Here is a 23628-nt window from a genome sequence, read left to right as displayed (position 1 = left end):
GGTCATCCGGCGTTCGGCCGGGACCGGCGCCGCGCCGCCTCCTCCATCGCCCCCAGCCCGGAGAGCATCGGCATCGGATCCACCCCCACCGACCTCGGCAGCACCCCGGCGATCCGCTCCGGCGTCCAGGCGCCCTCGGCGTAGACGGAACGGAGTTCCCTCGGCTGCGCCCACACCGCGATCTTCGGCCCGGCGACCGTGTACACCTGCCCGGTGACGCCCTGCGCGGCGGCCTTCTCGGACAGCAGGTACACCACCAGCGCGGCCACGTCCTCCGGCTCGCCGATCTCCGCCAGTTCCGTCGGCACGTTCGCCGACATCCGGGTACGGGCCACGGGCGCCACCGCGTTCGCGGTCACCCCGTACTTGTGCAGACCCAGTGCGGCGCTGCGGACCAGGGAGATGATCCCGCCCTTGGCCGCACTGTAGTTGGCCTGTGAGACGGACCCCTGGTGGTTGCCGCTGGTGAAGCCGACGAGGGTGCCGGACCGCTGCCCGCGCATGACGGCCGACGCGGCCCGGAACACGGTGAACGTGCCCTTCAGGTGGGTGGCGACGACCGGGTCCCACTCCTCCTCGGTCATGTTGAACAGCATGCGTTCGCGCAGGATGCCCGCCACGCACACGACCCCGTCGACGCGGCCGTAGGACCGCACCGCCGTGTCCACGACCCGCTGCCCGCCCGCCATGGTGGAGATGTCGTCGGCGACCGCGACGGCCTCCCCGCCCGCCGCCTCGATCTCCTTGACGACGGCCTCGGCGACCTCGCTGCTCGGCGAGGCACCGTCCACCGCCACACCGTGGTCGTTGACGACGACCCGGGCCCCTTCGGCCGCCGCCGCCAGGGCCACCGCCCGCCCGATGCCGCGTCCGGCGCCCGTCACGGCGACGACCTTGCCTGCCAGGAAGTTCCCCATGCCCGGCCCCTTCCCGCTGTTTCTGACGGTTCGTTAGATTGACGGTCCGTTAGATTTTATGGCCCGCCGCACGTGCGGGCACAAGCCCCGGGGAGGCACCGGATGCCGCTGGCGCAGGAGTTCCACGAGATCGCGGGGCGCGTGAACAACTGGGGGCGCTGGGGTGCCGACGACGAGATCGGCACCCTGAACCTGATCACGGACGAGGTGGTGCGCGCGGCCGCCGCCGAGGTGTGCACCGGCCGCCGTGTGCCGCTGGCGCTCCCACTGCGGCAGGACGGGGTGCAGACGGGGGTGATCCCGGGCCGGGTCGATCCGCTGCACGCGATGGTGCAGCTCAACCAGGAGCTGTTCGGGCCGGGCACGGTGGCGTGCAGCGACGACGTGGTGACCATGGGCCTGCAGGCCGGCACCCACTGGGACGCGCTGACGCATGTCTCGCACTCCGGGCGGCTCTACAACGGGCGCCCGGCGCACACGGTCACCGCGCACGGCGGTGCCGAGTTCAGCGGCATCGACAAGGTGCGCCACCTCGTCTCGCGCGGGGTGCTGCTGGACGTGGCCCGCGCGCGGGGGGTGGACCGGCTGGCGGGCGGCCACGCGGTGACGCCGGAGGACCTAGAGGCGGCCGAGGAGTTCGCGGGTGCGCGGGTGCGCGCCGGTGACGTGGTGCTCGTACGGACCGGGCAGGTGCGGGTTCTGCTGGCCGGGGACAGGCACGGGTACGGCCATCCGTCGCCGGGGCTGTCGGTGCGCTGCCCGGAGTGGTTCCACGCGCGCGATGCGGCGGCCGTCGCGAACGACACGCTCACGTTCGAGATCTTTCCGCCCGAGATCGAGAATCTGTGGCTGCCCGTGCACGCCCTGCACCTGGTGGAGATGGGGATGCTGCAGGGCCAGAACTGGAATCTGGAAGAGTTGTCCACAGCCTGTGGAGAAACGGGCCGGTACACGTTCCTGCTGTCGGCGATGCCCGAGCCGTTCGTGGGCGCGACGGGCACGCCGGTGGCTCCGGTGGCGATCCTCTGAGGTACGACGGCGGCAGCGGCGAGGGTGCGGTCGCGGTGGGCGGCGCGCCTCCCCCCACGGTCACGCGCCGCCCTCCGCTGCGACCCACCCTCGACGAGGACCACCGAACCCCCGGGCGGCCCTCGCCGTCCCCTCGCGGCGAATCGACGCACCCCAGCCTGATCAGCCGTCCAGAGGACGTCAACGCCGGTACGGGGTCGTGTTGCGACACCTTGCTCGCGGCACCCGCGCACGGTTGCACGCCCCGGCGCATCACCGCTCCCGGTGGCTACACGGCTTCGAAGGCGAGACCCTCGTACGCGGACAGTCCGCCCCCGTACGCCACCGCCGCGCTCTGTCGGGGCGGTGAACAGCGGTCCAGCTCACACCAGATGCTCTTGCCGGTGCCGTCGGGGCTCCAGCCCCAGCGGTCGGCCAGGCAGTCCACGAGGGCCAGGCCCCGGCCGCCGGTGGCGTCGTCGTCGGCGCAGCGGGGCACGGGGGCGCGTGAGCTGCCGTCCGCGACCTCGACCCGGACCGTGGCCGACGCACACTCCCCGGCGGCCGGGGCCGGCAGACACAGCCGTAGCACGGCCGGCCGGCCGGTGTGCACCACGGCGTTGGTCACCAGCTCCGAGACGAGCAGGATCAGGGTCTCGGCCAGTGGCTCGTCGGCCGTTATCCCCGATCCGGCGAGCCGCGAGCGGGCCCACCTCCTGGCTCTCCCCACCTCCGCGGGGTCGGGCCGGATCTCCAGCTGCACTTGAAGCACCTGCACCGCTCACACCATCCGAACCGGCGGACACATGACCCCACGCCGACCGCGCGCCACGGCGTCTGCCGTGGCGACGATCACGACGAGGGCCACGATCGTAGCCATTTTCTGCATGGCCAGAACAACGGCCAGAGCAGGGGTCACGGTCTGTGACTCCCTTGCGAGACAGCATGGTTGACGTACAGTCACCCCAACAAGCGCTTCGGGCATATTCCCGCGCGAAGGAGTACGCGTGAGGCATACTGTGCGACGCTCGTGCCGGGGAGTCGAACAAACGGCGGTCGCGGCCGCGACCGCCCCGCGAGCAGCGGCGCACACCCCGCGGCCCGGCACCGTCCCAGGGGGACCGCCGGCCCGGCTCGTACGCGCAGCCACTCGCATCCCACACAAGGTACCCGAGCACCCGCCCGACTCCGGGCCGTGACGAGTCTCGACCAGGACACAACCCGGTATCAACGCTCAGTGATTCCGGTACGCCACGATCCGCGACATCGTAGGCCAAAGCTTGTCGGGTTCAGGGGCCCGGGACACCGCCGCCGGTCCAGTCCGCCAGCGTTGCGGCGAGCAGTTCCGCGCCCTGTGCGCTCCCGCCGCCGCGCCGGGCCCGCACCCAGGCCCGTTTCAGGTGCAGGTGCACGTCCGCCTCCCAGGTGAAGCCCATGCCGCCGTGCACCTGGAGGCAGTCGCGGGCCCCCTGCACGGCAGCCTCGTCGGCGAGCAGCCGGGCGGCGGCGATGTCGGCGGGGTCGGCGGTGACGGCGGCCGCGTAGACGGCGGCCCGGGCGGTCTCGGCGCGCACCAGCAGGTCGGCGCACAGGTGCTGGACGGCCTGGAAGGCGCCGATCGGCCGCCCGAACTGCGTGCGCCGCCGGGCGTGTTCCACGGCCAGCTCGCACACGCGCCCGGCCGTGCCCAGCTGTTCGGCGGCGGTGAGCAGGACGGCGACGGGGTCCGGCGTTGCGGCGGCGGGACCGAGCGCTCCGGCGAGGTGCGGCGGCCCGGCGGCAAAGTTCGGCGGCCCGGCAGCGAGGTGCGGCGGCCCGGCAGCGGGGCCAGGCGGACCGGCAGCGAGGTTCGGCGAGCCGTCAGCGGGGCCAAGACGTTGGGCGGGGAGGTTCGGCGAGCCGGCAGCGAACTCCGACGGCCCCGTAGCCAAGCCGGACGGCCCGGCGGACGGTACCCGGTGCAGTGGGGTGAGCGGGTCCACCGAGCGCAGCGGTACGGCGCCGGAGGGGTCCCCCTGGACCACGTCGGCCGCGTCCAGCCACTCCGCCAGCTCCCCGTCGACGGCGGCCACGACGGTCTCCCCGCGCGCCGCGCCGGGTACGTCCCCGGCCGCGAGGTGCGTGGCCACCAGCGGCCCCGGCAGCAGCGCCCGGCCCGCCTCCTCGAAGACCAGGACCGCCTCGGGCAGGCCCAGTTCGACCCCGCCGTCCGCCTCGGGCAGCCGCAGCGCGAAGAACCCGGCCTCGCCGAGGGTCCGCCACAGGGCCCGGTCGAGCCGGCCGGGCGCGTCGACGGCCGCGCGCAGCGCCTCCCGCCCGAAGCACCGCCCCAGCAGTTCGCGCGTGCCCGCCCGCAGGGCCGCCTGGTCGTCGGTGAGCCGGAACCGCACGGTCACCTCCCCCGGGGCAGGCCGAGGATCCGCTCGGCCACGATGGTGCGCTGGATCTGCGAGGTGCCGGCGGCGATCGTGTACGACAGCGAGGACAGCCGGTCGAGCACCCAGGGCCGGTCCAGGTCCAGGCAGTCCGGGCCGAGGACCTCGGCGGCGGCGTCGTACAGCTCCTGCCGGGCGTGCGAGTAGCGGAGCTTGAACACCGAGCCGCCCACGCCCGGCACCCCGCCGCTCGCCTCCGCCGCGCTCACGTTCCACTGGGTCAGCCGCCACAGCGCGCGGAACTCCGCGTCGAGCCGGCCCAGTCGCCGGCGCAGCCCGGGATCGTCCCAGCGGCCGTTCTCCCGTGCCGTGCGCGCCAGTTCGCCGAGGACCCGGCGGCAGGCGACGACCTCGCCGACGAACGCGGTGCCGCGTTCGAAGGAGAGGGTGACCATGGTGACGCGCCAGCCGTCGTTCTCCTCCCCCACCCGGTTGGCGACCGGCACCCGCACCTCGTCCAGGAACACCTCGGCGAACTCCGCCGACCCGGCGAGCGTGCGCAGCGGCCGCACGGTGACGCCCTCGGCGTCCATCGGCAGGGCCAGCCAGGTGATACCCCGGTGCCGGGGCGCGTCCGGGTCGGTGCGGACCAGCAACTCGCACCAGTCGGCGACTTCGGCGTGCGAGGTCCAGATCTTGGAGCCGGTGACCACGTAGGCGTCGCCGTCCCTGCGCGCGCGGGTGCGCAGCGACGCGAGGTCGGAGCCGGCGTCCGGTTCGCTGAACCCCTGGCACCAGACCTCCTCACCGCGCAGGATCGGCGGCAGCCAGCGCGCCCGCTGCCCGGGCGTGCCCTCGGCGGCGATCGTCGGCCCGGCGTGCAGCAGCCCGACGAAGCCGGCGCCCACGTAGGGCGCGCCCGCCTTCTCGGTCTCCTCCAGGAAGATCAGCCGGAGGGTCGGGGAGGCGTCCCAGTGCACGTGGGCGTACCCGGCGTCGTACAGCATCCGCTGCCAGCCGAGGTCGTAGGCGCGGCGGCCGGGCCAGTCGTCCGGGGCCGGCGCGGGCGGCAGGGTGGGCAGCACCGTGCCGAGCCAGTCCCGCAGCCGGGCCCGGAACTCCTCCTCCTCGGGCGTGCAGGAGAGGTCCACTAGCGGTCCAGGTCCAGGCCGAGCATCCGGATGGCGTTGCCCCGCATCAGCTTGTACACGGTCTCTTCGTCGAGGCCCTTCACATGGTCGAGGGCGACCTCCTTGGTGTGCGGGAAGGTCGAGTCGACGTGCGGGTAGTCGGTCTCGAAGGTGGCGTTGTCGCGGCCGACGACGTCCAGCGAGGCGACGCCGTGCTTGTCGCGGAAGAAGCAGCAGTAGATCTGCCGGTAGTAGTACGCGGAGGGCGGTTCGGGGATCAGGTCCCTGACCCCGCCCCAGGCGCGGTGCTCCTCCCACACGTCGTCGGCGCGTTCCAGGGCGTACGGGATCCAGCCCATCTGGCCCTCGGAATAGGCCAGTTTGAGCCGGGGGAACCGCACCAGGACCCCGCTGAAGAGGTAGTCCATCATCGAGGCCATGGCGTTGTTGAAGCTCAACGACGCCTGGACGGCGGGCGGTGCGTCGGGGGAGGCGGCGGGCATCTGGGAGCTGCTGCCGATGTGCATGTTGACGACCGTGCCGGTCTCCTGGCAGGCGGCGAAGAACGGGTCCCAGTAGCCGGAGTGGATGGAGGGCAGCCCCAGGTGGGTGGGGATCTCGGAGAAGGTGACGGCCCGCACCCCGCGCGCGGCGTTGCGCCGGATCTCGGCGACCGCCAGCTCCACGTCCCACAGCGGGATCAGGCACAGCGGGATCAGCCGGCCGCCGCTGTCCCCGCACCACTCCTGCACCATCCAGTCGTTGTAGGCACGGACGCAGGCGAGGGCGACCTCCTTGTCGTGGGCCTCGGCGAAGGTCTGCCCGCAGAAACGCGGGAAGGTCGGGAAGCACAGGGAGGCCTCGACGTGGTTGAGGTCCATGTCCTTCAGCCGCTCGACCGGGTCCCAGCAGCCCGGCCGCATCTGCTCCCGGGTGATGCCCTCCAGGGTCATCTCGTCCCGGTCGAAGCCGACGGCGGCGATGTTCCGTTTGTAGGGGAACTTCAGGTCCTCGTAGATCCACCAGTCGGTGGGCTGGCCCTGCGGGTCCATGGTGATCTGGTACTTCCCGCCGACGTAGGCCAGTTCCCCGATGCCGGCGGTCAGCGGCCTCGGTCCCCGGTCCCGGTACCTGGCGGGCAGCCACGTCTCGAAGAGGTGGGCGGGCTCGATCACGTGGTCGTCGACGCTGATGATGCGGGGCAGTTCGGTCGCCATGGTCCCCTCCGCCGGACGGTACTTATCTGATGGTCCGTCAGATAGCATGACAGCTGACGAGTCGTCAGCCAAGCAGGGGGGCACCCGTGGACCAGACCCCGCACGCCCTGAGTTCCGCCCGCACGCTGTGGGAGCTGGTCGACCGGCGCGCCGCCCTCACCCCCGACCGCCCGGTACTGCTCCAGGGCGACCGGACGCTCACCTTCGGGGGCCTGCGGGAGGGCGCCGAACGGGTCGCGGCGGGCCTGTACGGCATGGGGGTGCGCCCCGGCACGGTGGTCGCCTGGCAGCTGCCCACCCGCATCGAGACCGCGCTGCTGTCCTTCGCGCTGGCCCGCCTGGGCGCCGTGCAGTCCCCGGTGATCCCCTTCTACCGGGACCGGGAGGTCGGCTTCGCGCTGCGCGAGTCGAAGGCGGAGTTCTTCGCCGTACCGGGTGTCTGGCGGGGCCACGACCACACGCGGATGGCGCACCGCCTCGGCGCCAGGGGCGTCTTCGAGGCCTACGACACCCTCCCCGACGGCGACCCGTCCGTCCTGCCGCCGCCGCCCGCGGAGGGCACCTCGGTCCGCTGGATCTACTGGACCTCGGGCACCACCTCCGACCCCAAGGGCGTCCTGCACACCGACCGCTCACTGCTCGCGGGCGGCTCCTGCCTCGCCCACGCGCTGCGCCTGACCCCGGCCGACGTCGGCTCGATGGCCTTCCCGTACGCCCACATAGCGGGCCCCGACTACACGGTGATGCTCCTGCTGTACGGCTTCCCGGCGGTGATGTCCGAGCACTTCGCGCTGCCGGAGGCGCTGGCGGAGTACCGGCGGCACGGGGTGACGGTGGCCGGCGGCTCCACGGCGTTCTACTCCCTGTTCCTGGCCGCGCAGCGCGAGCGGCCGGGCGAGAGGCTGATCCCCTCCCTGCGGCTCCTCGCGGGCGGCGGCGCCCCCAAGCCGCCCGAGCTGTACCACGCCGTGGTCCGCGAGCTGGGCGTCCAGCTCACCCACGGCTACGGCATGACCGAGGTCCCGATGATCACCATGGGGGACCCCGAGGACAGCCCGGAGAACCTGGCGACGACCGAGGGGCGGCCCCCCGAGGGCATGGAGATCCGGATCGTCGACGGCGAGGTGCGGCTGCGCGGCGCGGCCGTCTGCCAGGGCTACCTGGACCCCGCCCAGACCGCCGCGGCCTTCGACGCCGACGGCTTCCTGCGCACCGGGGACCTCGGGCACCTCACCCCGTCCGGGCACCTGGTGCTCACCGGACGCCTCAAGGACGTGATCATCCGCAAGGGGGAGAACATCTCCGCACGGGAGATCGAGGACCTGCTCGCCGCCCATCCCGGGGTCGCCGACGCGGCCGTCATCGGCCTGCCGGACCCCGACCGCGGGGAACTGCTCTGCGCGGTCCTCGAACAGCCGCCCGGCGCGGCCCGCCTGACCCTGCCCGAGGTGGTGTCCTTCCTCCGCGCGAAGGGCCTGTCCGTGCACAAACTGCCGGAACGGCTGGAGGTGGTGGACGCCCTCCCACGCAACGACACCCTGCGCAAGGTACTGAAGTACCGGCTGCGGGAGCGGTTCTCGCGCCCGGCGCCCTAGAACTCCTCCACCTCTGCGGTCACATGCGGCTGAGGGACGCCACCGCGAGCAGCACGTCGCTGATCGCCTCCCGGTCGCCGAGCTGCCCGGCCGCCGCCTCCGCGGGCGGCACATGGCCCGCCGCCAGCCGGCAGAACTCCACGCCGTCCAGGGCGACATGGGCCACCTCCAGGTCCGCGGAGCCGCGTGCCGCCGGCGAGTCCAGGGGGATCAGCCACTCGCCGCCGCCCGCGCCCTCGATCTCCAGGCGCAGGCTGCGGCCCGGCGCGCCGGCCGGCACCAGGTGCGGGGTGCGGCGGCCCGGCACGGACAGGCCCGCCCGGCGGCGCGCGGCCAGCACCGTCGGCAGCAGCCGGGCCGCGAGGTCGATCATCCGGTTCAGGTGGCGCGGGGCCGGCGGCTCGTACGGGTAGTCCACCGCCTCCGCGATGTCCTCGGCGTGCACCCAGCACTCGAAGGCGCGGTCCAGCATGGCGTCGTGCAGCGGCAGCGCGAAGTCGCCGTAGGACACCTCCAGTCCGCCGGCGTGGCCGCCGGTGAAGGACACCGTCCGCACCAGGCCGTGGCTCTGCTCCCGCCAGGGGCCGCGCACCGAGCGCGTCGGCGGGAAGTGCGAGGCCCGCCAGTACGCCTCCGTCCGCCCGGCCGGGCCGGTGGCGTCCTCCGCCGCTCCGGCGACCCCGGCCAGCGGGTCCGCCAGGCCGAGCGCGCCGGCGATCAGGCCGTCCACCGACAGCAGGTGCGCGATCACCCCGGCGACGGTCGTACGACGGCTCGTCGGCGCGTCCGCCTCGAACCACCGCAGCCGCACCGGCGCGTGCCACTCCGCGTCCCCGAAGTCCTGGAGCAGCGCGTCCAGCCGCGCGGTCTCGGCGTCGTAGGGCGCGGCCCAGTCGGGCACCGGGATGCGCGGCGGCCGGCGGTTCAGGCAGCTCTCCAGGACGCGGGTGCGCAGCCCGGGGTTCAGGTCCAGGCTCTCCGGCTGCTGGAGCAGGCCGACCGCCTCGCGCAGCCGGCGTGCCTCGTCGGCGCAGTCACCGCAGCCGCCCAGGTGGTGTTCGACGGCCGTCGCCTCCGCGGCCGAGCAGGCGGCCAGCGCCCAGGCGCCGAGCAGCGACTTCAGGACGTCGTGCGACAGGTCTAGCGGCACGGGTGCGAGGTCCCCCAGGTCGGCGAGGTCGGGCAGCGCGCGCCCGCTGTCCTCCACGGAGGCGCGGGGCGTGGGTATCCGCGGGGCCGGTCCCGGGCCGGGGCCGCCTGCACCGCGCGGGACGTCCCCGGAGCCTCCGCCGTGGCCGCCCGCCCCGTGGCCGTCTCCCCCGCCGGGGGCGTCGTACCTCTCGCGTCCGTCCGGCCCGTCGTACCCGTCGGGCCCGTCATCCGAGTCGAACCGGTCCGCCCCCTTCACACCGCACCCCGGTATCCCGGCGGTGTGCCGGTGTCGTGGGCGCTGGACAGGAGTTGGAGGCCGAGGCGGAGCCGGCGGCGGGCCTCGTCCTCGGTGACGCCGAGGTCGGCCGCGGTCTGGCGGTAGTCACGGCGCTGGACGTAGGCCAGGTCCAGGGCGGCGCGCAGCGGGGCCGGCATGGAGTGCACGATGTAGTCGGCGCGGGCGGCGACGGAGGCGCGGCGGACCGTGCTCTCCCGCTCCTCGTGCCGCGGCTCGTCCCGCTCCTCCCGGTCCCGCAGCCGCTGCACGGCGACCCGGTGGGTGACGGCGGCGACCCAGGAGCGCAGGGTGCCCTGCCGGGGGTCGTAGGTCTCGGGGTGTTCCCAGACGTGGGTGAAGACCTCGCGGGTGACGGCGTCGGCGGCCGGCTCCTCGCCGAGGACGCGGTGGGCGAGGCTGTGCACCAGGGAGGCGAAGCGGTCGTACAGCTCGCCGAGGGCGGCCGCCTCACCGCGGGCGAGCCGCTGCTGCATCTTGCGGTCCCAGCGGGGCGGTACGTCCTTTCCGGCCATGCGGTCCCCTCCCCTCCCCCTGTCCGGCGCGTCCAGCCTGTCGGTCCTGTCCTCTCGAATGTAGTCGGCACCTCTGACAGCGCACGCCCCTTTGTGTCAATGTGCGCCCCTGGAAGGGCCGCAGGTGATAGTGCCCCCTTCACACAACCTTCACACCGGGGGTGCGTATCTCTGATCGAACAGGATCACTAGTGACCGAAACAAGTCCCTTGACGATCGCCGACCGTTTGCCGCATCAAGTTTCAGGGAACGGCCGCTGGGCAGCCGCGCGGAAAGAAACGTAGGAACTGCTTCCGCATCCGGGCGGTTCCGGGAACCGGCGAGCGGAGGGGCATGGCCGTGACATTCAACGTGACCGGCGTGGAACGGGGCGAGTGGGCCGTGCTCCGGGTGTCCGGGGAACTCGACCTGATGACCTCTCCGGTGCTGCGCCACCGCGTGCACGACGTCGTCGCGGAGGGGCACCACAGCCTCGTCGTGGACCTCTCCGACGTGTTCTTCTGCGACTCCAGCGGGGTCGGCGTCCTCATCGCCGCCCGCCGGCTGATCCGCTCCTGTCAGGGCCGGCTGCGGCTGATCCTGCCGGACCGGGGCGCCGAGGACGGCTCGCACGTCAACCGCGTCCTCGGCGCGCTCGGCGTCCGCCGCCTCTTCGACGTCCGCCCCGACGTGGAGTCCGCCGTCACCGAAGACGACGCGGACCCCCTGTCGGCCTGAACACCGGTCCCGGGCCGGTCCACCGCGCCCGGGGAGACGTACCGCTCAGGCGAACACCACCGTGCGGCGGCCGTTGAGCAGGATGCGGCGCTCCGCGTGCCACTTCACCGCCCGCGCCAGCGCCTGGCACTCCACATCGCGCCCGATGGCCACCAGCTGGTCCGGCGTCACGCCGTGCCCGACCCGCTCGACCTCCTGCTCGATGATCGGCCCCTCGTCGAGGTCCGCGGTGACGTAGTGCGCCGTCGCGCCGATCAGCTTCACGCCCCGCGCATGCGCCTGGTGGTACGGCTTCGCGCCCTTGAAGCTCGGCAGGAACGAGTGGTGGATGTTGATGATCCGGCCGCTCAGCTGCTTGCACAGGTCGTCCGAGAGCACCTGCATGTAACGGGCGAGGACGACCAGTTCGACCTGCTCCTCGCGCACGATCTCCAACAGCCGGGCCTCGGACTGCGCCTTGGTGTCCTTCGTCACCGGAATGTGGTGGAAGGGGATGTTGTAGGAGCCCACCAGCTCCTCGAAGTCGGTGTGGTTCGAGACCACGCCCACGATCTCCACCGGCAGCGCGCCGGTCCGCGCCCGGAACAGCAGGTCGTTCAGGCAGTGCCCGAACTTGCTGACCATGAGCAGGATGCGCATCTTCTGGTCGGCCCGGTGGATCTGCCAGTCCATGTGGAAGGAGTCACCGACCGCGGCGAAGCTCGCCCGCAGCTTGTCCACCGTCACCGGCGGCTCGGCCGAGAAGTGGACCCGCATGAAGAACAGTCCCGTGTCGTGGTCGCCGAACTGCTGGCTGTCCTCGATGTTGCAGCCGGTCATGAACAGGTAGCTGGACACGGCGTGCACGATGCCCTGTTTGTCCGGGCAGGACAGCGTGAGGACGTACTGGTCGGCCGGGGCGGCGGCGGGGGAGACGGACTGGTCGGTCATGCACCACAGGGTCCCACACCGGCCCACCTGCGCGGGCCGCCGTCCGCTACGCGGACCTGGTCAGGATCCGCAGCACCTCCAGGCTCTTCGGCGGCGCGTCCGGGTCCTCCCCGTCGCTCACCGACATCCGCACGTGCGCGTCCCGCGCCGCCCGCACCGCGTCCGGCCAGCCGGGGTGCTCCATGTACACGGCGACCGGCGCGTCCGGGCCGACCTGGTGCATGATCCGCAGCACCCGCAGCACGGCGGTGTCGACGAGCGCCGCCTCCTGCGAGTCCCTGAATATGGTGCCGACGTACTTCTCGGCCGACCAGTTGTCCAGCCAGGTGTCCTCCACCAGCCGGTACACGGCGTCCGTCACGTCGCCGTAGCCGTCCGCGCCGGCCAGCCAGACGTCCCGCTGGAACACCGGGTCGGAGAGCATGTGCAGCGCCGAGCGCACGTTGCCGCGCCACCGCCACCACGGCATGTCGTTCAAGGGCATGCCGCCCATGGTGGAGGAGCGACGGCCGCGACGGGAAGTGTTCTCCGAACCTTGCACGGTCATCGATCGTACGTTCCCCGTCCCCCGAACCCCACCGGACCCTGTAATTCACCCACGCGTCACGTTCCGTTGACCGAGGGTCACTCCCGGGTTGGTGCTGTGAGGGAATCGTGTGTGCGCATGACCGGCAGGCGACGCACGTGCAGTCCCCCCTTCCCCGCCCTTCCCCGGCCCGTCGGAGCCGCCGCCCTCGCCGCGGCCGCCGTGGCCCTGTGCGCGTCGCTCACCACCGCGTGCGGGGTCGTCCCCGGCACCACGGGGGGCTCCGGGGACGACCCGGTCAAGGTGATGACCTGGGCGCCGCAGGACACCGACGCGACCAACAAGCCGGGCATGCCCGCGATGGCCCGCGCCTACGCGAAGTGGGTCAACTCCCACGGCGGCATCGACGGCCGCAGGCTCCAGGTGATGACCTGCAACGACCACAACGACAGCGTGGGCGCCGCCAGGTGCGCCCGGCGCGCGGCGGCCGAGAACGTGGTCGCGGTCGTCGGCTCCTACAGCCAGTTCGCGGACTCCTACCTCGCCCCGCTGGAAGGCGCCGGCATCCCCTACATCGGCGGCTACGGCGTCACGAACGACGAGTTCACCGGCGCCATGTCCTACCCGGTCAACGGCGGCCAGCCCGCCCTGCTGGCCGGTCTCGGCAAGGCCCTCGCCGCCGAGTGCGGCCACGTCGCCCTGGTCCGCCCCGACAGCATCGCCGGCGACGAGCTGCCCGCGATGCTCGACTCGGGGCTGAAGTCGGGCGGCCACCCGGACGCCGGCGACCAGCTCGCCGCGGAGGACGCCACCGAGTACGGCGGCCAGGCCGAGCGGGCGCTGCGGTACGCCACCAGGGGCGGCACCGGGGCCGTGACCCACAAGGGCTGCGTGGTGCCGGCGCTCGGGGACCGCACGGACACCTTCATGGACTCCTTCCGGCGGACCCGCGCGAGCTTCCCGGACGTGCGGACCGCGACCGTGCTCGGCAGCGTCGACCAGACCGTGATCAACGCCACCGGCGGGGCGACGGGGCCGTACGAGGGGTCGTACATCACCGGCTGGTACCCGGTCGCCTCCGACCCGCGCTGGGACCCGATGAAGAAGGTGATCAACGAGGAGGCGTTCGGCGACAACCGCATCGACCCCGCGGACGCCGGCGTGCAGACCACGTGGATCGCCTACACCGTCCTGCGAGCCGTCCTGGAGCGGATCGGCGACGGGGAGGTGAGCGCCGACACCGTGCGCCACACCCTCGACGGCGGCCTGCGGGTCTCCACCGGCGGGCTCACCCCGGCCCTGCACTGGCCCTACGAGGGCAGGCTCGCCGGCGTCGGCTTCCCGCGGCTGGTCAACGCCGACGTCACGCTCCAGGTCGTGCGCGGCGGCAGGCTGGTCGCGGCCCCGGGGGTCATCGGCGGCGCCGACGGGATCGCCGACATGACCTCGACCCTGGAGCGCGCTGACGTGCCGTGACGGACCCCGCGGGCGGGGTCCGCCGACGGGCGGCCGGTCAGAGCTGGGTGGGCTGGCGCTCGGTCAGGCCGTACTTGCGCGCGATCGCGTTCCACAGCGCCGCCGCCTTCGACTTCTGCGCGGTGGCGGTGCCGCTCTCCCGGTTGCCGGCCTGGGTCTCCCCGGTCGTGCGGGCGTGCCCCTTGCGGCAGATCTTGCGGTTCTTGGCCTGCTCGGCCCAGGCCGCGTAGTGGTTGTCGGCCGCGGCCGACGCCTGCCAGGCCTTGGACAGCGCGGCCGTGAGATCCGCGTTGCCCGGCAGCTTGTCCACGGACAGCTTCCCCAGCCGGGTGACCAGCCCGCCCCGCTGCCCGGCCGCGTCCCGCAGGTTCGAGGCGGCCTGGTCCAGGTTGTCGCACCGCTTGACGTCGGCGACGGCCTGGATCACCGAGGAGCGGCTGCTGCCACTGTCCGCTAGCAGCTTGTCCAACTCGACCGCCTGCTGCCGGGCCGGGTCGGCGCCGGGCGAGGCGGAACCCTCGCTGGGGGCCGGGGACGCGGCGGCGACCGTCTGGTCGGCACCGGCCTTGTCCTTGTCCTTGCCGCCCCCGCTCAGCAGGGCGCCCGCGCCCACGCCGAGCACGACGATGCCCACACCGGCCGCCGCGAGCAGCGGCACCCGCGACCGGCCCCCGCGCCGGCCACCGTCGTCGTCGGGCCCCGCGTCGTACGACGGCTGCGGCGGGCGGTACGACGTCTGCGCCGGGCCGGGGTAGGCGTCCGGCTGCGGGACGCGCGGGAGCTGCTGGGTGGCCCCGGCCGGGCCGTCGCCCCCCGGGCCGCCGCGGAAGAGGTTGTCGAACTCGGCGGGCGGCTGCCGGTCGCCCCCCTGCGCCTGGACCCGGGGCTGTGCCTGGGTCGGGGCGGCGTAGGGCGGGATGTACTGCGTGGCCTCCGCGTCGGAGGGCGCGGGCGCGGTCTGCCGGGGCACCTGGCCGAGGTACCGGGTCTCCTCGCCGCCCGACTCCGGCGGCAGCGCGCCGGCCGCGACGGGCGGTATGTACGGGGTGGCCGCCTCGCCGCCGGGGCCGCCCGGGACGGGCGGCAGGTACTGGGTGGCGCCGTCGGCCGGTGCGGCCTGCACGGGCGGCAGGTACTGGGTGGCGCCCTCGTCCGCGGGACCGGCCGGCACCGGCGGCAGGTACTGGGTCGCGCCGTCCGCGGTCGGGGGCAGCGGGGCCCCGGCGCCCGGGTAGGCCGACTGGGGCTGCGCTCCGGGGTACGGCTGCTGGTGCTGGGGCGCCTGCGGGTGCTGCTGGTAGGCGTCGGGCGGCCCGAAGCCCGGCTGCTGCGGGGCGCCGTAGCCGCCGTAGGGGCCCTCCTGGCCGCCGTAGGACGGTGCCTGGCCGCCGTAGGACGGGGCGCCCTCCGGGGGCAGCGGGCCCGGGTTCGCGGCGGGCGGGGCCTGCTCCTGGCCACCCCACTGCGGCTCCGGGGCCCAGCCCTGGTGCTGGTCCTGACCGTAGTGCCGGCCCTGGTGCTGGTCCTGACCGTGGTGCTGGTGCTGGTCCTGCTGGGGCGGCTGCTGCCCGGGGCCCCAGGAGCCGTGCCAGGCCTGCCCGCCGGCCGGAGGGGCGGGGGCGGGCGTGGCGGTCATGCCCGGCAGCAGGGGCTCGCCTCCGTCGGAAGGCAGCACGATGCCTTCGCGCGCGGTCCGCGCCGAGGGCTCCTCGCCCTGTCCACTCTGCGTCACCGGGACTCCTACTAATGGGGGACCTTGTGAATCGTCGGCTCACGCTACCGGGTCCCCCGAGCCGCGTGCCACGCCGCTCGGAACGCGACCTCCTTCCCTGTGACAGCGGTAACAGCACCGGGAGCCGGTGTTCAGGCGGCCTGCTGGAGGTCGAGGCGTGCGCCGAACTCCCGCACCACCGCCTCCTCCCGGTAGGGCTCCAGGCGCTGTTGCAGGTCGTCCAGGTACTCGGCGCCCCGGTTGGAGCGGAGCGTCTGCAGCAACTCCACCGCTCTCATACCGGTGTTGCAGGCCTGCTCGATCTCCCGCTGCTGCACCTGGGCCGTGGCGAGCAGCACATAACCGATGGCGCGCCGGCGGGCCCGGGACCCGGGGTGCCCGGCCAGCGCCTGCTCGGCGTACCGCGCCGCCTGCTCGGCCTGCCCGAGGTCGCGGTGGCAGTGGGCCAGCTCGTCGGCCAGGTAGGCCTCGTCGAAGTGCCTGATCCACACCGGGTCGCTCCCGGCGGCGCCGTCCGCCCGCTCCATCGCCTCGACCGCCCGCCCGGCCGCCGCCTGCGCGGCGCGGACATCGCCGACCAGGGCGTGTCCGCGCGCCTCGGCCGCGTGGAACATCGCCTCCGCGCGCGGGGTCACATGCCCGCGCGCCCCCTCCTGCGCCGCCCGGGCCAGCTGGGAGATCTCCCGCGGGTTGCCGAGCTGCGCGGCCAGGTGGCTCATGGAGGCGGCGAGGACATAGCCGCCGTACCCGCGGTCCCCGGCGGCCTGGGCGAGCCGCAGCGCCTGGATGTAGTACCGCTGGGCGAGGCCCGGTTGGCCGGTGTCGATGGCCATGTACCCGGCCAGCTCCGTCAACCGGGCGACGGCGGCGAACAGTTCGCGGCCCACCGCCTCCCGGTACGATCCCGCGAGCAGCCCGGAGACGACGCTGTTGAGGTAGTGCACGACGACCGGGCGCACGTGCCCGCTGCCGTACTCGTGGTCGAGGTCCACCAGCGCCTGGGTCATGGACCGTACGGCGGCCACGTCGGACTGGCCCACCCGCGGGCCCGCCTGCCGGGCCACCTGGGCGTCCGGGACCGAGATCAGCCAGTCGCGGCTGGGCTCGACCAGCGCGGAGGCGGCGACGGAGGAGCCGGACAGGAAGTCCCGGCGCCCCACGTCGCTGCGCCACAGCTCGCAGACCTGCTCGATGGCCCCCAGTACCGTCGGCGAGAACTGGAGACCCACGCCCGAGGCGAGGTTCTTGCCGTTGGCCATGCCGATCTCGTCGATCGTGACCGTCCGGCCGAGCTTGCGCCCGAGCGCCTCGGCGATGATCGCCGGGGCCCGGCCCCGTGGCTGCTGGCCGCGCAGCCAGCGGGCCACGGACGTCTTGTCGTAGCGCAGGTCGAGACCGTGCTCGGCGCCGCACATGTTGACCCGCCGGGCCAGCCCGGCGTTCGAACACCCCGCTTCCTGGATGAGTGCCTGCAGCCGTTCGTTCGGCTGCCTCGCCACGAGAGGCCTTGCGGCCATGTGCTTACCCCCTGCGTTGCGATCCCCTGGAGCGTGGATTTCCGGTCGGGAGGATCCGGCCGAGACGGTCCGTTCGGGAAGATCACTGCCCCGCTGACATACCGTCAATGCACGACATGTGCGGTTTGCCGGGGTACCAGCGGATGCCACCCCCTCCCTGGCTACCCATCGCACGCCCTGCCTCCTCCCGCGCGCCCCCGGCCGTGCACCCGTGCGCCCCGACTGGCGAATCGATGCTCCTCCCCCGCGCGCGGTACAGCCGTAACTCCAGGTGGGTGCGGGAGTTGAGTGAGCGTGGAAGAGACGATCGCGGGCGCCCAGGACAGTCAGATGGCCGGTCACATTCCGCAGCAGCGCGGGGAATCGCTGCTGGAGACCGCCGTACGGTACGCCGAGGAACGGCACTGGGACGTCTTCCCGGGCACCTGGCTGGAAGCCGTCGACGGGACGCAGCGCTGCTCGTGCGGCGACGCCTCCTGCCCTGCGCCGGGTGCGCACCCCGCGCGCCCCGACTGGGCGACGCAGGCGACCGGCAGTGCGACCGTCGCCCGCCGGATGTGGCAGAAGCAGCCGGCGGCGTCGATCCTGCTCCCGACCGGGCGGACCTTCGACGCGCTGTCCGTCCCGGAGAGCGCGGGCTTCCTGGCGCTCGCCCGGATGGAGCGGATGCGGCTGACGCTCGGCCCGGTCACGCTGACCCCGGACCGGCGGATGCACTTCTTCGTCCTGCCCGGCGCCTGCGCGAAGGTGCCGGACCTGGTGCGCAAGATCGGGTGGTCGCCGGCCTCACTGGACCTGGTGCCCCAGGGCGAGGGCGCGTACGTGGCCGCGCCGCCCACCCGGTTCGGCTCGCGGGGTGCCGTGCAGTGGGCCCGCCGCCCCACCCCCGCGAACCGCTGGCTGCCGGACGCGGAGGAACTGATCTCCCCCCTGTCCTACGCCTGCGGCCGGGACCGCTGACCCGCGCAGGGGCGCGGGGAACCGCGCGACCGGCCACGGCGCAACCCCACCGGCCGATGAGACGGGCCCCGGCGGACGAGTAGGCCCTCAGTCCGCGAGCAGGCCGTCGAGAAACGGCGACACGGCCGCCCGCCAGGCCTCCGGCCGGTCGTAGTGGGCGAGGTGCCCCGCGTCCGGCACCTCCGCGTACTGCCCGCGCGGCAGCACCCGCACCATCTCCTGGGCCTCCGCCCGGCCCAGTTCGCCGTCCACACCCCGCACCACCAGGGCCGGGCAGCGCACCTGGGCCAGTTCCTCCCAGTGGGCGTCGTAGACCCATGTCTCGCGGGAGCCGAGCATGTGCCGGGGCTCGAAGACCGGCCGCCAGCCGTCCTCGCACTCGTGCATCACCTCGGCGTAGAACGCGCCGCGCGCGGGGCTGGGCCGCTCCACCCAGGGATCGTCCTCGCCGAACCACTTGCGGACGTCGGCGAGGCTGGCGAACGGGACGGGCCAGGACCGGAACCAGTCGGCCCACTCGCGCTGCGAGGCGCCGCCCAGCGCCGAGGCCCGCATGTCGCAGATGACCAGACCCCGCACCAGCTCGGGGCGCTTGGCGGCGAGCTGCCAGGCGGTCAGCGCACCCATGGCGTGGCCGACGAGGACGACGGGGGCGAGACCGAGCTGTTCCACGGCGGCCTCGGCGTCCTCGACGTAGGCCTCGCGGGTGTAGGCGGCCTCGGGGGGCTTGTCGCTCCGGCCGTGGCCGCGCTGGTCCAGCGCCACGGCCCGGTGACGGCCGGCGAGCCAGCGGGCGGTGGACGCCCAGTGGGAGGCGCGGCCCATCAGCCCGTGCAGTAACAGCACCCCCGGCGCGCCGGGCCCCGCCGCGCCGCCCGGCCCCGCCTCCGGTTTCGGAGGGTCGGCGAACTCCCAGGCGGCCAGGCGCAGCCCGCCCGCTCCCGTCACATCGATACGCCGTGCCATCGGCCTGGCACCCCCCAGTGCTCCGCCTGCCTCGTCGTCCCAGCTGCTTCAGGCTATCGAAAATCCATTCGAGAATTGCGTCTGCGCGGACAACACCCCTCATTCGAGTGACACCTCACCAGGAATGATCGCCGCAGCCGAGGGGATCTTTCTGGCAGGAGGCGGACCGCTCGGGGAAGAGCCGGTCCGAGGGGATGACCCTGAGAGCTCGGGGCTCCGGGTCAGCACAGGGGAGGACAGGCCCCGGCGCCGCTCAGCGCCGGGGCCCTCTCCTTGTCAGCGCTTGGCCACGAACACGTGGGAGGCGATGTCCGCCTCCAGCTCGGCCGCCTCGCCGCCGCTGCCCACCAGCACACCACCGGGCGACTGCGTCACGCTCACCACGGAACCCGGCTGCACGCCCGCCCGCCGCAGCGTGTACATCAGCTGCGCGTCCGTCTGGATCGGCTCGCCGATGCGGCGCACGACGACCGTCTTGCCGTCCGCGCCCGGGTCCAGGTCGGCCAGCGACACCATGCTCTCGTCCAGGAACGGGTCCGCCCCGTCCTTCTCGCCCAGCTCCTCCAGGCCCGGGATCGGGTTGCCGTACGGCGACTCGGTGGGGTGCCGCAGCAGCTCCAGCACGCGGCGCTCGACGGCCTCGCTCATCACGTGCTCCCAGCGGCACGCCTCCGCGTGCACCTGCTCCCACTCCAGTCCGATCACGTCCACGAGCAGACACTCGGCCAGACGGTGCTTGCGCATCACCCGCGTCGCCAGCCGGCGGCCCTCGTCGGTCAGCTCCAGATGCCGGTCGCTGGCCACCGAGACCAGACCGTCGCGCTCCATCCGCGCCACGGTCTGACTGACCGTCGGCCCGCTCTGGTCGAGCCGCTCCGCGATGCGGGCGCGCATGGGGACGACGCCTTCCTCTTCGAGTTCGAGGATGGTGCGGAGATACATCTCCGTGGTGTCGATCAGTCCGGACATACGTGCCCCTCGATTACCTCTGCCGGCCGACGGCCACGTGCGCCGGCCCTGGCACCAATTCTGCCGGATCCCACTGACAAGCGGGCGGTAGCGGGGAAAGGGGCACCCGGCGGGAAGGACGGGACGGCCGCCGGCCCCGGGGGCGCGGGGGTACTCCCGGAGCGCCCGTCGTGCCGCCGCCGTATTGACACCGCGATGGTCCGGACCGCACGGTGATCCGCGACACCGACGCCGCGAAGGGGCACCGCATGAGCGACGGCACGCCTGCCGACCTGTTCCTCGACGCCGCCATCGGCCTGCTGCGCCGGGTCCGCGCGGAGGAGGCCGGGGCGATCACCGCGGCCGGCACCCTGCTCGCCGACACCGTCGCGGCCGGCGGCCGCCTGTTCGCCTTCGGCGCCGGACACTCCTCGCTGGCCGCCCAGGACGTCGTCTACCGCGCGGGCGGCCTCGCACTGATGAACCTGCTCTCCGTACCCGGCGTCGTCGGCGTCGACGTCACCCCCGCCACCCTCGGCTCCGCCCTCGAACGCGTCGACGGCCTCGCGAGCGCCGTCCTGGACACCTCCCCGGTCCGCGCCGGCGACGCCCTCGTGATCATCTCGCTCTCCGGCCGCAACGCCCTGCCCGTCGAGATGGCCCTGCGCGCCCGCGACCTCGGCGTGAAGGTCATCGGCGTCACCTCGGTGGCCTACGCCGCCGAGACCACGCCCCGGCACGTCTCCGGCACCTTCCTCAAGGACCACTGCGACATCGTCCTCGACTCGAAGATCGCCGTCGGCGACGCGGAACTCGCCCTCGACACCATCCCGGCCCCGTTCGCCCCCGCCTCCACGGTCGTCACCAGCGCCCTGATGCAGGCCGTCCTGGCGACCACCGCCGCCGTCCTCGCCGACCGCGGCATCGAACCCCCGCTGCTGCGCTCCGGCAACGTCGACGGCGGCCACGAGTGGAACGACCGGGTGCTGACCGAGTACGGCGACCGGATCTTCTACCGCCGCTGACGCCTCCCCGGCACCGGGGCGCTACCGGTCCCGCACCGCTTCCGCCAGGTCCAGGCTCGTCGCGATCCGTACGGCCACGTCCTCGGCGTAGGCCGTGTCCAGGCGCTCGAAGCGGCTGCGGCCGGCGGCGCGCAGGAAGGTCACCACGCCCAGCGTGCGCCCCCGGCTGCGCAGCACCGCGCACAGCGCGTGCACCGCGTCACCGGGCCACTGCCGCTCCAGCGCCCACTCCCGCGCCCGCTCGGCCGGCACCGGCCCGGCGTCCGCGCGCACGGTCCCGGCCCGTTCCACGCACCGCAGCGCCGGATGCCCCTCCGGATAGCGCACGGGCAGCCCGGCCGCGCCCGTGAGCAGACTCGGCCCCGGAGTCCCGGCGGGCGTGGCGGCGAGCCGTACCAGCCGGACCGGCCCCGCGCCCTCGCCCTCCGCGCGCGGGCCGCCCGCCACCCGGTCGACGAGGGCGTGGTCGGCGAAGCCGGCGAGGGCGAAGTCCAGGTGGACGGTGGCCGCCTCCGCCGGGTCCTCGCACTCGGCGGCGGCCCTGGCCGCGCGGTGCAACTGGTTCGTCCGGAACCGCAGCAGGGCCGCCTCCTGCTCGCCCTGCTTGGCCTCGGTGACGTCCTCGAACAGCCAGGCCACGCCCAGCGGCACCGGCTCCTCCGCGAGCGGCGAGGCCAGCCGCAGGAACCCGCTGCGCCAGCAGCGCCGCCGCTCGCCCTCCGGGGTACGGACGCTCACCCACATCTCGGCGGGCGCGGGCGGCGCGCCCTCGGCCAGGACATGGGTCAGCGCGGCCTCCAGCTCCTCCACCCCCTGGGCGAGCAGCTCGCCCAGCGGACGCCCCAGCACGGACGTGCGCCCCACCTCCAGCGCCCGGGCCGCGTGCCGGTTCACCACCGCGGGCCGCAGATCGGCGTCGACGAGGACGACACCCCAGGAGGCGTCCTCGAACAGCGCCTCGCTCAGCGCGATCGACCGCTCCAGATCGATCTGCGCGTGCACCTCGCTGAACGCGCAGTACACCCCGGCGGGCTTCCCGTCGGGCCCGCGCACGGCGGCCGACTGGGTGCGTACGAGCACCCGCCCGCCGGCCTTGGTGACCAGCGCGAACTCGTGCACCTGCCGACCCGGCGCCCGCATCGCCGACAGCAGCCGGGCCTGCACCTCCTCGGCGTCGGCGCTGCGCACCGCCCAGCCGGCGAACCCGCGCCGCCCGACGGCCTCGGCGGCCGTCCACCCGAGGATCCGCTCCGCCTCCCGGTTCCAGTGGGTGACGACCCCGTCGGCGTCGAAGGCGCACAGGGCCGCGTCCATGCCGTCCAGCAGCGCGGCGAGCAGATCGGATCCCCCGGACTCACCGGGCTCGTCCGGCCCCAGCTCGTCCGTGGTCCCACTCCGCCGCGAAGCACTCACCTCGACCCCCTGGAAGCCACGTCGGCGCCCACCCGGCGCTCGGTCCGCTCACTGGCCCTTATTCAACTGGAACGTGACCCACCCCACATACTGTTCCCGCAAGAAAACCGGTTGAGCCCTCCCCGCCGGCTTCCTAAGGTGTCGGTTACACGAGAAGGGAGGTGGTTCGGCAGATGTATGGATACCGGACGCGTGAGGTGGCTGCGGGCTAGCGGCCCGTCCCCACACCATGTGCGGTGCCGGACCAGCGTGTGAGAAGCACGCAGCCGGCCCAATCCCAAGCAGTCACCCGACCCGCGGGCTGCCGGTACGTCCGGCCGGCTCCTCCTCGGAGGAACCCAGCCCGCGGGTCGTCTGCGTCCGCGGTCAGGGGCTGAGGCGTTCGACGTGCCAGGTGCCGTCGGCCCGGGCGGCGTAGCGCAGGCGGTCGTGGAGGCGGTTCTCGCGGCCCTGCCAGAACTCGACCGCCTCGGGGCTGACGCGGAAGCCGCCCCAGTGCGGGGGGACGGGGACCTGTTCGTCCTCGGGGTAGCGGGCGGCGAGTTCGGCGTAGGCGGTGTCGAGTTCGCCGCGGGAGGCGATCACGGCGGACTGGGCGCTGGCCCAGGCGCCCAGCTGGGAGCCGTGCGGGCGGGTGCGGAAGTAGGCGGCGGTCTCGTCGCGGCCGGTGCGCCGGGCGGTGCCGGTGACGATGACCTGGCGGGCGAGCGGGTGCCAGGGGAAGAGCAGCGCGACGTGCGGGTTCTCGGCGAGGTCGCGGCCCTTGCGGGACGCGTAGTTGGTGTAGAAGACGAAGCCCTCGGTGTCGTACTGCTTCATGAGCACCGTGCGGGAGCTGGGGCGGCCCGTGGCGTCCGCGGTGGAGACGACCATCGCGTTGGGTTCGTAGAGCGTGCCGTGCAGGGCGGCCCGGGCGGCATCCTCGAACCAGCGGGCGAACTGGTCCATGGGATGGCCGGCGAGGTCCTCTTCGGCGAGGCCTTCGGCCCGGTACTGCTTGCGCATGGCGGCGGGGTCGAGGACGGGATCCGGAAGCGGTTCGCGGTCGGTCACGCGGTCATCTTGCCGTATCGAACGGCTATGGCACCCGGTGTCGTGTGGTCTCCCCAACCGTGGCACCGGGGGTTATCGTGCTGGTCCCTTTGCGGTTGGGTTGACCACGGGTGACCACCGGCAGATCGGGGCATCACCGGGGTGACCGCCGCCCACTGATC

At 73.7% G+C, this 23628-nt stretch carries 21 protein-coding genes; 6 read left to right on the top strand and 15 right to left on the bottom strand.

What is annotated here, in order from left to right; translation table 11 throughout:
* Window positions 1-2 precede the first annotated feature (2 nt).
* Window positions 3-917 (bottom strand): SDR family NAD(P)-dependent oxidoreductase, encoded by a 915-nt coding sequence (locus tag ACZ3ZD_RS01145; RefSeq protein ID WP_467392204.1) that lies wholly within the window; start codon window positions 915-917, stop codon window positions 3-5.
* 102 nt (window positions 918-1019) lie between these two features.
* On the opposite strand from ACZ3ZD_RS01145, the gene ACZ3ZD_RS01140 reads away from it, so the two are divergent.
* Window positions 1020-1946 carry a cyclase family protein gene (locus ACZ3ZD_RS01140; protein WP_467392202.1) on the top strand — a complete coding sequence of 309 codons (927 nt, stop codon included), beginning with the start codon at window positions 1020-1022 and terminating at the stop codon, window positions 1944-1946.
* Between the two features lie 268 nt (window positions 1947-2214).
* Here the strand turns inward: ACZ3ZD_RS01140 and ACZ3ZD_RS01135 are convergent, their stop codons facing one another.
* The 4 genes from ACZ3ZD_RS01135 to ACZ3ZD_RS01120 form a co-directional block, all read right to left on the bottom strand.
* A complete protein-coding gene (locus ACZ3ZD_RS01135) occupies window positions 2215-2688 on the bottom strand; it encodes an ATP-binding protein (protein WP_467393247.1) in 474 nt (157 codons plus the stop codon).
* 526 nt (window positions 2689-3214) lie between these two features.
* On the bottom strand, window positions 3215-4315 hold the full coding sequence (locus tag ACZ3ZD_RS01130; RefSeq protein WP_467393245.1) for an acyl-CoA dehydrogenase family protein: 1101 nt from the start codon (window positions 4313-4315) through the stop codon (window positions 3215-3217).
* Window positions 4316-4317: 2 nt separating this feature from the next.
* Window positions 4318-5451 (bottom strand): acyl-CoA dehydrogenase family protein, encoded by a 1134-nt coding sequence (locus tag ACZ3ZD_RS01125; protein ID WP_467392200.1) that lies wholly within the window; start codon window positions 5449-5451, stop codon window positions 4318-4320.
* Window positions 5451-6647 carry an amidohydrolase family protein gene (locus ACZ3ZD_RS01120; RefSeq protein WP_467392198.1) on the bottom strand — a complete coding sequence of 399 codons (1197 nt, stop codon included), beginning with the start codon at window positions 6645-6647 and terminating at the stop codon, window positions 5451-5453. The genes ACZ3ZD_RS01125 and ACZ3ZD_RS01120 overlap by 1 nt, the downstream gene beginning before the upstream one ends.
* 86 nt (window positions 6648-6733) lie before the next feature.
* On the opposite strand from ACZ3ZD_RS01120, the gene ACZ3ZD_RS01115 reads away from it, so the two are divergent.
* The gene (locus ACZ3ZD_RS01115) at window positions 6734-8242 is read left to right on the top strand and encodes a class I adenylate-forming enzyme family protein (protein WP_467392196.1); all 1509 of its coding nucleotides are present in this window, start codon (window positions 6734-6736) and stop codon (window positions 8240-8242) included.
* 19 nt (window positions 8243-8261) lie between these two features.
* Here ACZ3ZD_RS01115 and ACZ3ZD_RS01110 read toward each other — a convergent pair whose 3' ends face one another.
* Both ACZ3ZD_RS01110 and ACZ3ZD_RS01105 read right to left on the bottom strand, forming a co-directional pair.
* Window positions 8262-9650: a zf-HC2 domain-containing protein gene (locus tag ACZ3ZD_RS01110; RefSeq protein ID WP_467392194.1), complete on the bottom strand. Its 1389-nt coding sequence runs from the start codon at window positions 9648-9650 to the stop codon at window positions 8262-8264.
* Window positions 9647-10204: an RNA polymerase sigma factor gene (locus tag ACZ3ZD_RS01105; protein ID WP_467392192.1), complete on the bottom strand. Its 558-nt coding sequence runs from the start codon at window positions 10202-10204 to the stop codon at window positions 9647-9649. Before ACZ3ZD_RS01105 ends, ACZ3ZD_RS01110 begins: the two co-directional genes overlap by 4 nt.
* Before the next feature lie 333 nt (window positions 10205-10537).
* On the opposite strand from ACZ3ZD_RS01105, the gene ACZ3ZD_RS01100 reads away from it, so the two are divergent.
* Window positions 10538-10921 carry an STAS domain-containing protein gene (locus ACZ3ZD_RS01100; RefSeq protein ID WP_467392190.1) on the top strand — a complete coding sequence of 128 codons (384 nt, stop codon included), beginning with the start codon at window positions 10538-10540 and terminating at the stop codon, window positions 10919-10921.
* A gap of 45 nt (window positions 10922-10966) precedes the next feature.
* Here ACZ3ZD_RS01100 and purU read toward each other — a convergent pair whose 3' ends face one another.
* Window positions 10967-11851, bottom strand: coding sequence for a formyltetrahydrofolate deformylase (purU, locus tag ACZ3ZD_RS01095; RefSeq protein ID WP_467392188.1), 885 nt, complete (start codon window positions 11849-11851; stop codon window positions 10967-10969).
* 46 nt (window positions 11852-11897) lie between these two features.
* Window positions 11898-12398, bottom strand: coding sequence for an SCO4402 family protein (locus tag ACZ3ZD_RS01090; protein ID WP_467392186.1), 501 nt, complete (start codon window positions 12396-12398; stop codon window positions 11898-11900).
* A 117-nt stretch (window positions 12399-12515) separates the two neighbouring features.
* Here ACZ3ZD_RS01090 and ACZ3ZD_RS01085 point away from each other — a divergent pair, with 117 nt between their 5' ends.
* On the top strand, window positions 12516-13853 hold the full coding sequence (locus ACZ3ZD_RS01085; protein WP_467392184.1) for an ABC transporter substrate-binding protein: 1338 nt from the start codon (window positions 12516-12518) through the stop codon (window positions 13851-13853).
* 37 nt (window positions 13854-13890) lie between these two features.
* Here the strand turns inward: ACZ3ZD_RS01085 and ACZ3ZD_RS01080 are convergent, their stop codons facing one another.
* Together ACZ3ZD_RS01080 and ACZ3ZD_RS01075 are read right to left on the bottom strand one after the other, a co-directional pair.
* Window positions 13891-15585, bottom strand: a complete 1695-nt coding sequence (locus ACZ3ZD_RS01080) for a hypothetical protein (protein ID WP_467392182.1) — start codon at window positions 15583-15585, stop codon at window positions 13891-13893.
* 131 nt (window positions 15586-15716) lie between these two features.
* Window positions 15717-17102, bottom strand: coding sequence for a tetratricopeptide repeat protein (locus ACZ3ZD_RS01075; protein WP_467392180.1), 1386 nt, complete (start codon window positions 17100-17102; stop codon window positions 15717-15719).
* A 294-nt stretch (window positions 17103-17396) separates the two neighbouring features.
* Between ACZ3ZD_RS01075 and ACZ3ZD_RS01070 the strand changes: the two genes are divergently transcribed.
* Window positions 17397-18062 (top strand): bifunctional DNA primase/polymerase, encoded by a 666-nt coding sequence (locus tag ACZ3ZD_RS01070; protein WP_467392178.1) that lies wholly within the window; start codon window positions 17397-17399, stop codon window positions 18060-18062.
* A gap of 87 nt (window positions 18063-18149) precedes the next feature.
* Here the strand turns inward: ACZ3ZD_RS01070 and ACZ3ZD_RS01065 are convergent, their stop codons facing one another.
* Window positions 18150-19028 (bottom strand): alpha/beta fold hydrolase, encoded by an 879-nt coding sequence (locus ACZ3ZD_RS01065; protein ID WP_467392177.1) that lies wholly within the window; start codon window positions 19026-19028, stop codon window positions 18150-18152.
* Window positions 19029-19304: 276 nt separating this feature from the next.
* The gene (locus tag ACZ3ZD_RS01060; RefSeq protein ID WP_467392175.1) at window positions 19305-19997 is read right to left on the bottom strand and encodes a metal-dependent transcriptional regulator; all 693 of its coding nucleotides are present in this window, start codon (window positions 19995-19997) and stop codon (window positions 19305-19307) included.
* A 248-nt stretch (window positions 19998-20245) separates the two neighbouring features.
* On the opposite strand from ACZ3ZD_RS01060, the gene ACZ3ZD_RS01055 reads away from it, so the two are divergent.
* Entirely contained in the window at window positions 20246-21001 is a 756-nt protein-coding gene (locus ACZ3ZD_RS01055; RefSeq protein ID WP_467392173.1) for an SIS domain-containing protein, read from the top strand.
* Window positions 21002-21022: 21 nt separating this feature from the next.
* Here the strand turns inward: ACZ3ZD_RS01055 and ACZ3ZD_RS01050 are convergent, their stop codons facing one another.
* Window positions 21023-22414, bottom strand: coding sequence for a PAS domain-containing protein (locus tag ACZ3ZD_RS01050; protein WP_467392171.1), 1392 nt, complete (start codon window positions 22412-22414; stop codon window positions 21023-21025).
* A 366-nt stretch (window positions 22415-22780) separates the two neighbouring features.
* Window positions 22781-23467 carry a pyridoxamine 5'-phosphate oxidase gene (gene pdxH, locus ACZ3ZD_RS01045; RefSeq protein WP_467392169.1) on the bottom strand — a complete coding sequence of 229 codons (687 nt, stop codon included), beginning with the start codon at window positions 23465-23467 and terminating at the stop codon, window positions 22781-22783.
* Between the last annotated feature and the right edge of the window lie 161 nt (window positions 23468-23628).

This window comes from Streptomyces sp. NPDC023481 (assembly GCF_055560195.1).
The sequence above is the reverse complement of the archived record's forward strand: the minus strand, read 5'-3'. Positions and strand labels throughout refer to the sequence as shown.

What these genes read in the sequence shown, in the direction of transcription:
- ACZ3ZD_RS01120 (WP_467392198.1), bottom strand. Translation starts at nt 6,647, where the DNA reads ATGGCGACCGAACTGCCCCGCATCATCAGCGTCGACGACCACGTGATC.
- ACZ3ZD_RS01100 (WP_467392190.1), top strand. Translation starts at nt 10,538, where the DNA reads ATGGCCGTGACATTCAACGTGACCGGCGTGGAACGGGGCGAGTGGGCC.
- ACZ3ZD_RS01065 (WP_467392177.1), bottom strand. Translation starts at nt 19,028, where the DNA reads ATGGCACGGCGTATCGATGTGACGGGAGCGGGCGGGCTGCGCCTGGCC.
- ACZ3ZD_RS01055 (WP_467392173.1), top strand. Translation starts at nt 20,246, where the DNA reads ATGAGCGACGGCACGCCTGCCGACCTGTTCCTCGACGCCGCCATCGGC.
- ACZ3ZD_RS01145 (WP_467392204.1), bottom strand. Translation starts at nt 917, where the DNA reads ATGGGGAACTTCCTGGCAGGCAAGGTCGTCGCCGTGACGGGCGCCGGA.
- ACZ3ZD_RS01060 (WP_467392175.1), bottom strand. Translation starts at nt 19,997, where the DNA reads ATGTCCGGACTGATCGACACCACGGAGATGTATCTCCGCACCATCCTC.
- ACZ3ZD_RS01105 (WP_467392192.1), bottom strand. Translation starts at nt 10,204, where the DNA reads ATGGCCGGAAAGGACGTACCGCCCCGCTGGGACCGCAAGATGCAGCAG.
- ACZ3ZD_RS01085 (WP_467392184.1), top strand. Translation starts at nt 12,516, where the DNA reads ATGACCGGCAGGCGACGCACGTGCAGTCCCCCCTTCCCCGCCCTTCCC.
- ACZ3ZD_RS01090 (WP_467392186.1), bottom strand. Translation starts at nt 12,398, where the DNA reads ATGACCGTGCAAGGTTCGGAGAACACTTCCCGTCGCGGCCGTCGCTCC.
- ACZ3ZD_RS01140 (WP_467392202.1), top strand. Translation starts at nt 1,020, where the DNA reads ATGCCGCTGGCGCAGGAGTTCCACGAGATCGCGGGGCGCGTGAACAAC.
- purU (WP_467392188.1), bottom strand. Translation starts at nt 11,851, where the DNA reads ATGACCGACCAGTCCGTCTCCCCCGCCGCCGCCCCGGCCGACCAGTAC.
- ACZ3ZD_RS01075 (WP_467392180.1), bottom strand. Translation starts at nt 17,102, where the DNA reads ATGGCCGCAAGGCCTCTCGTGGCGAGGCAGCCGAACGAACGGCTGCAG.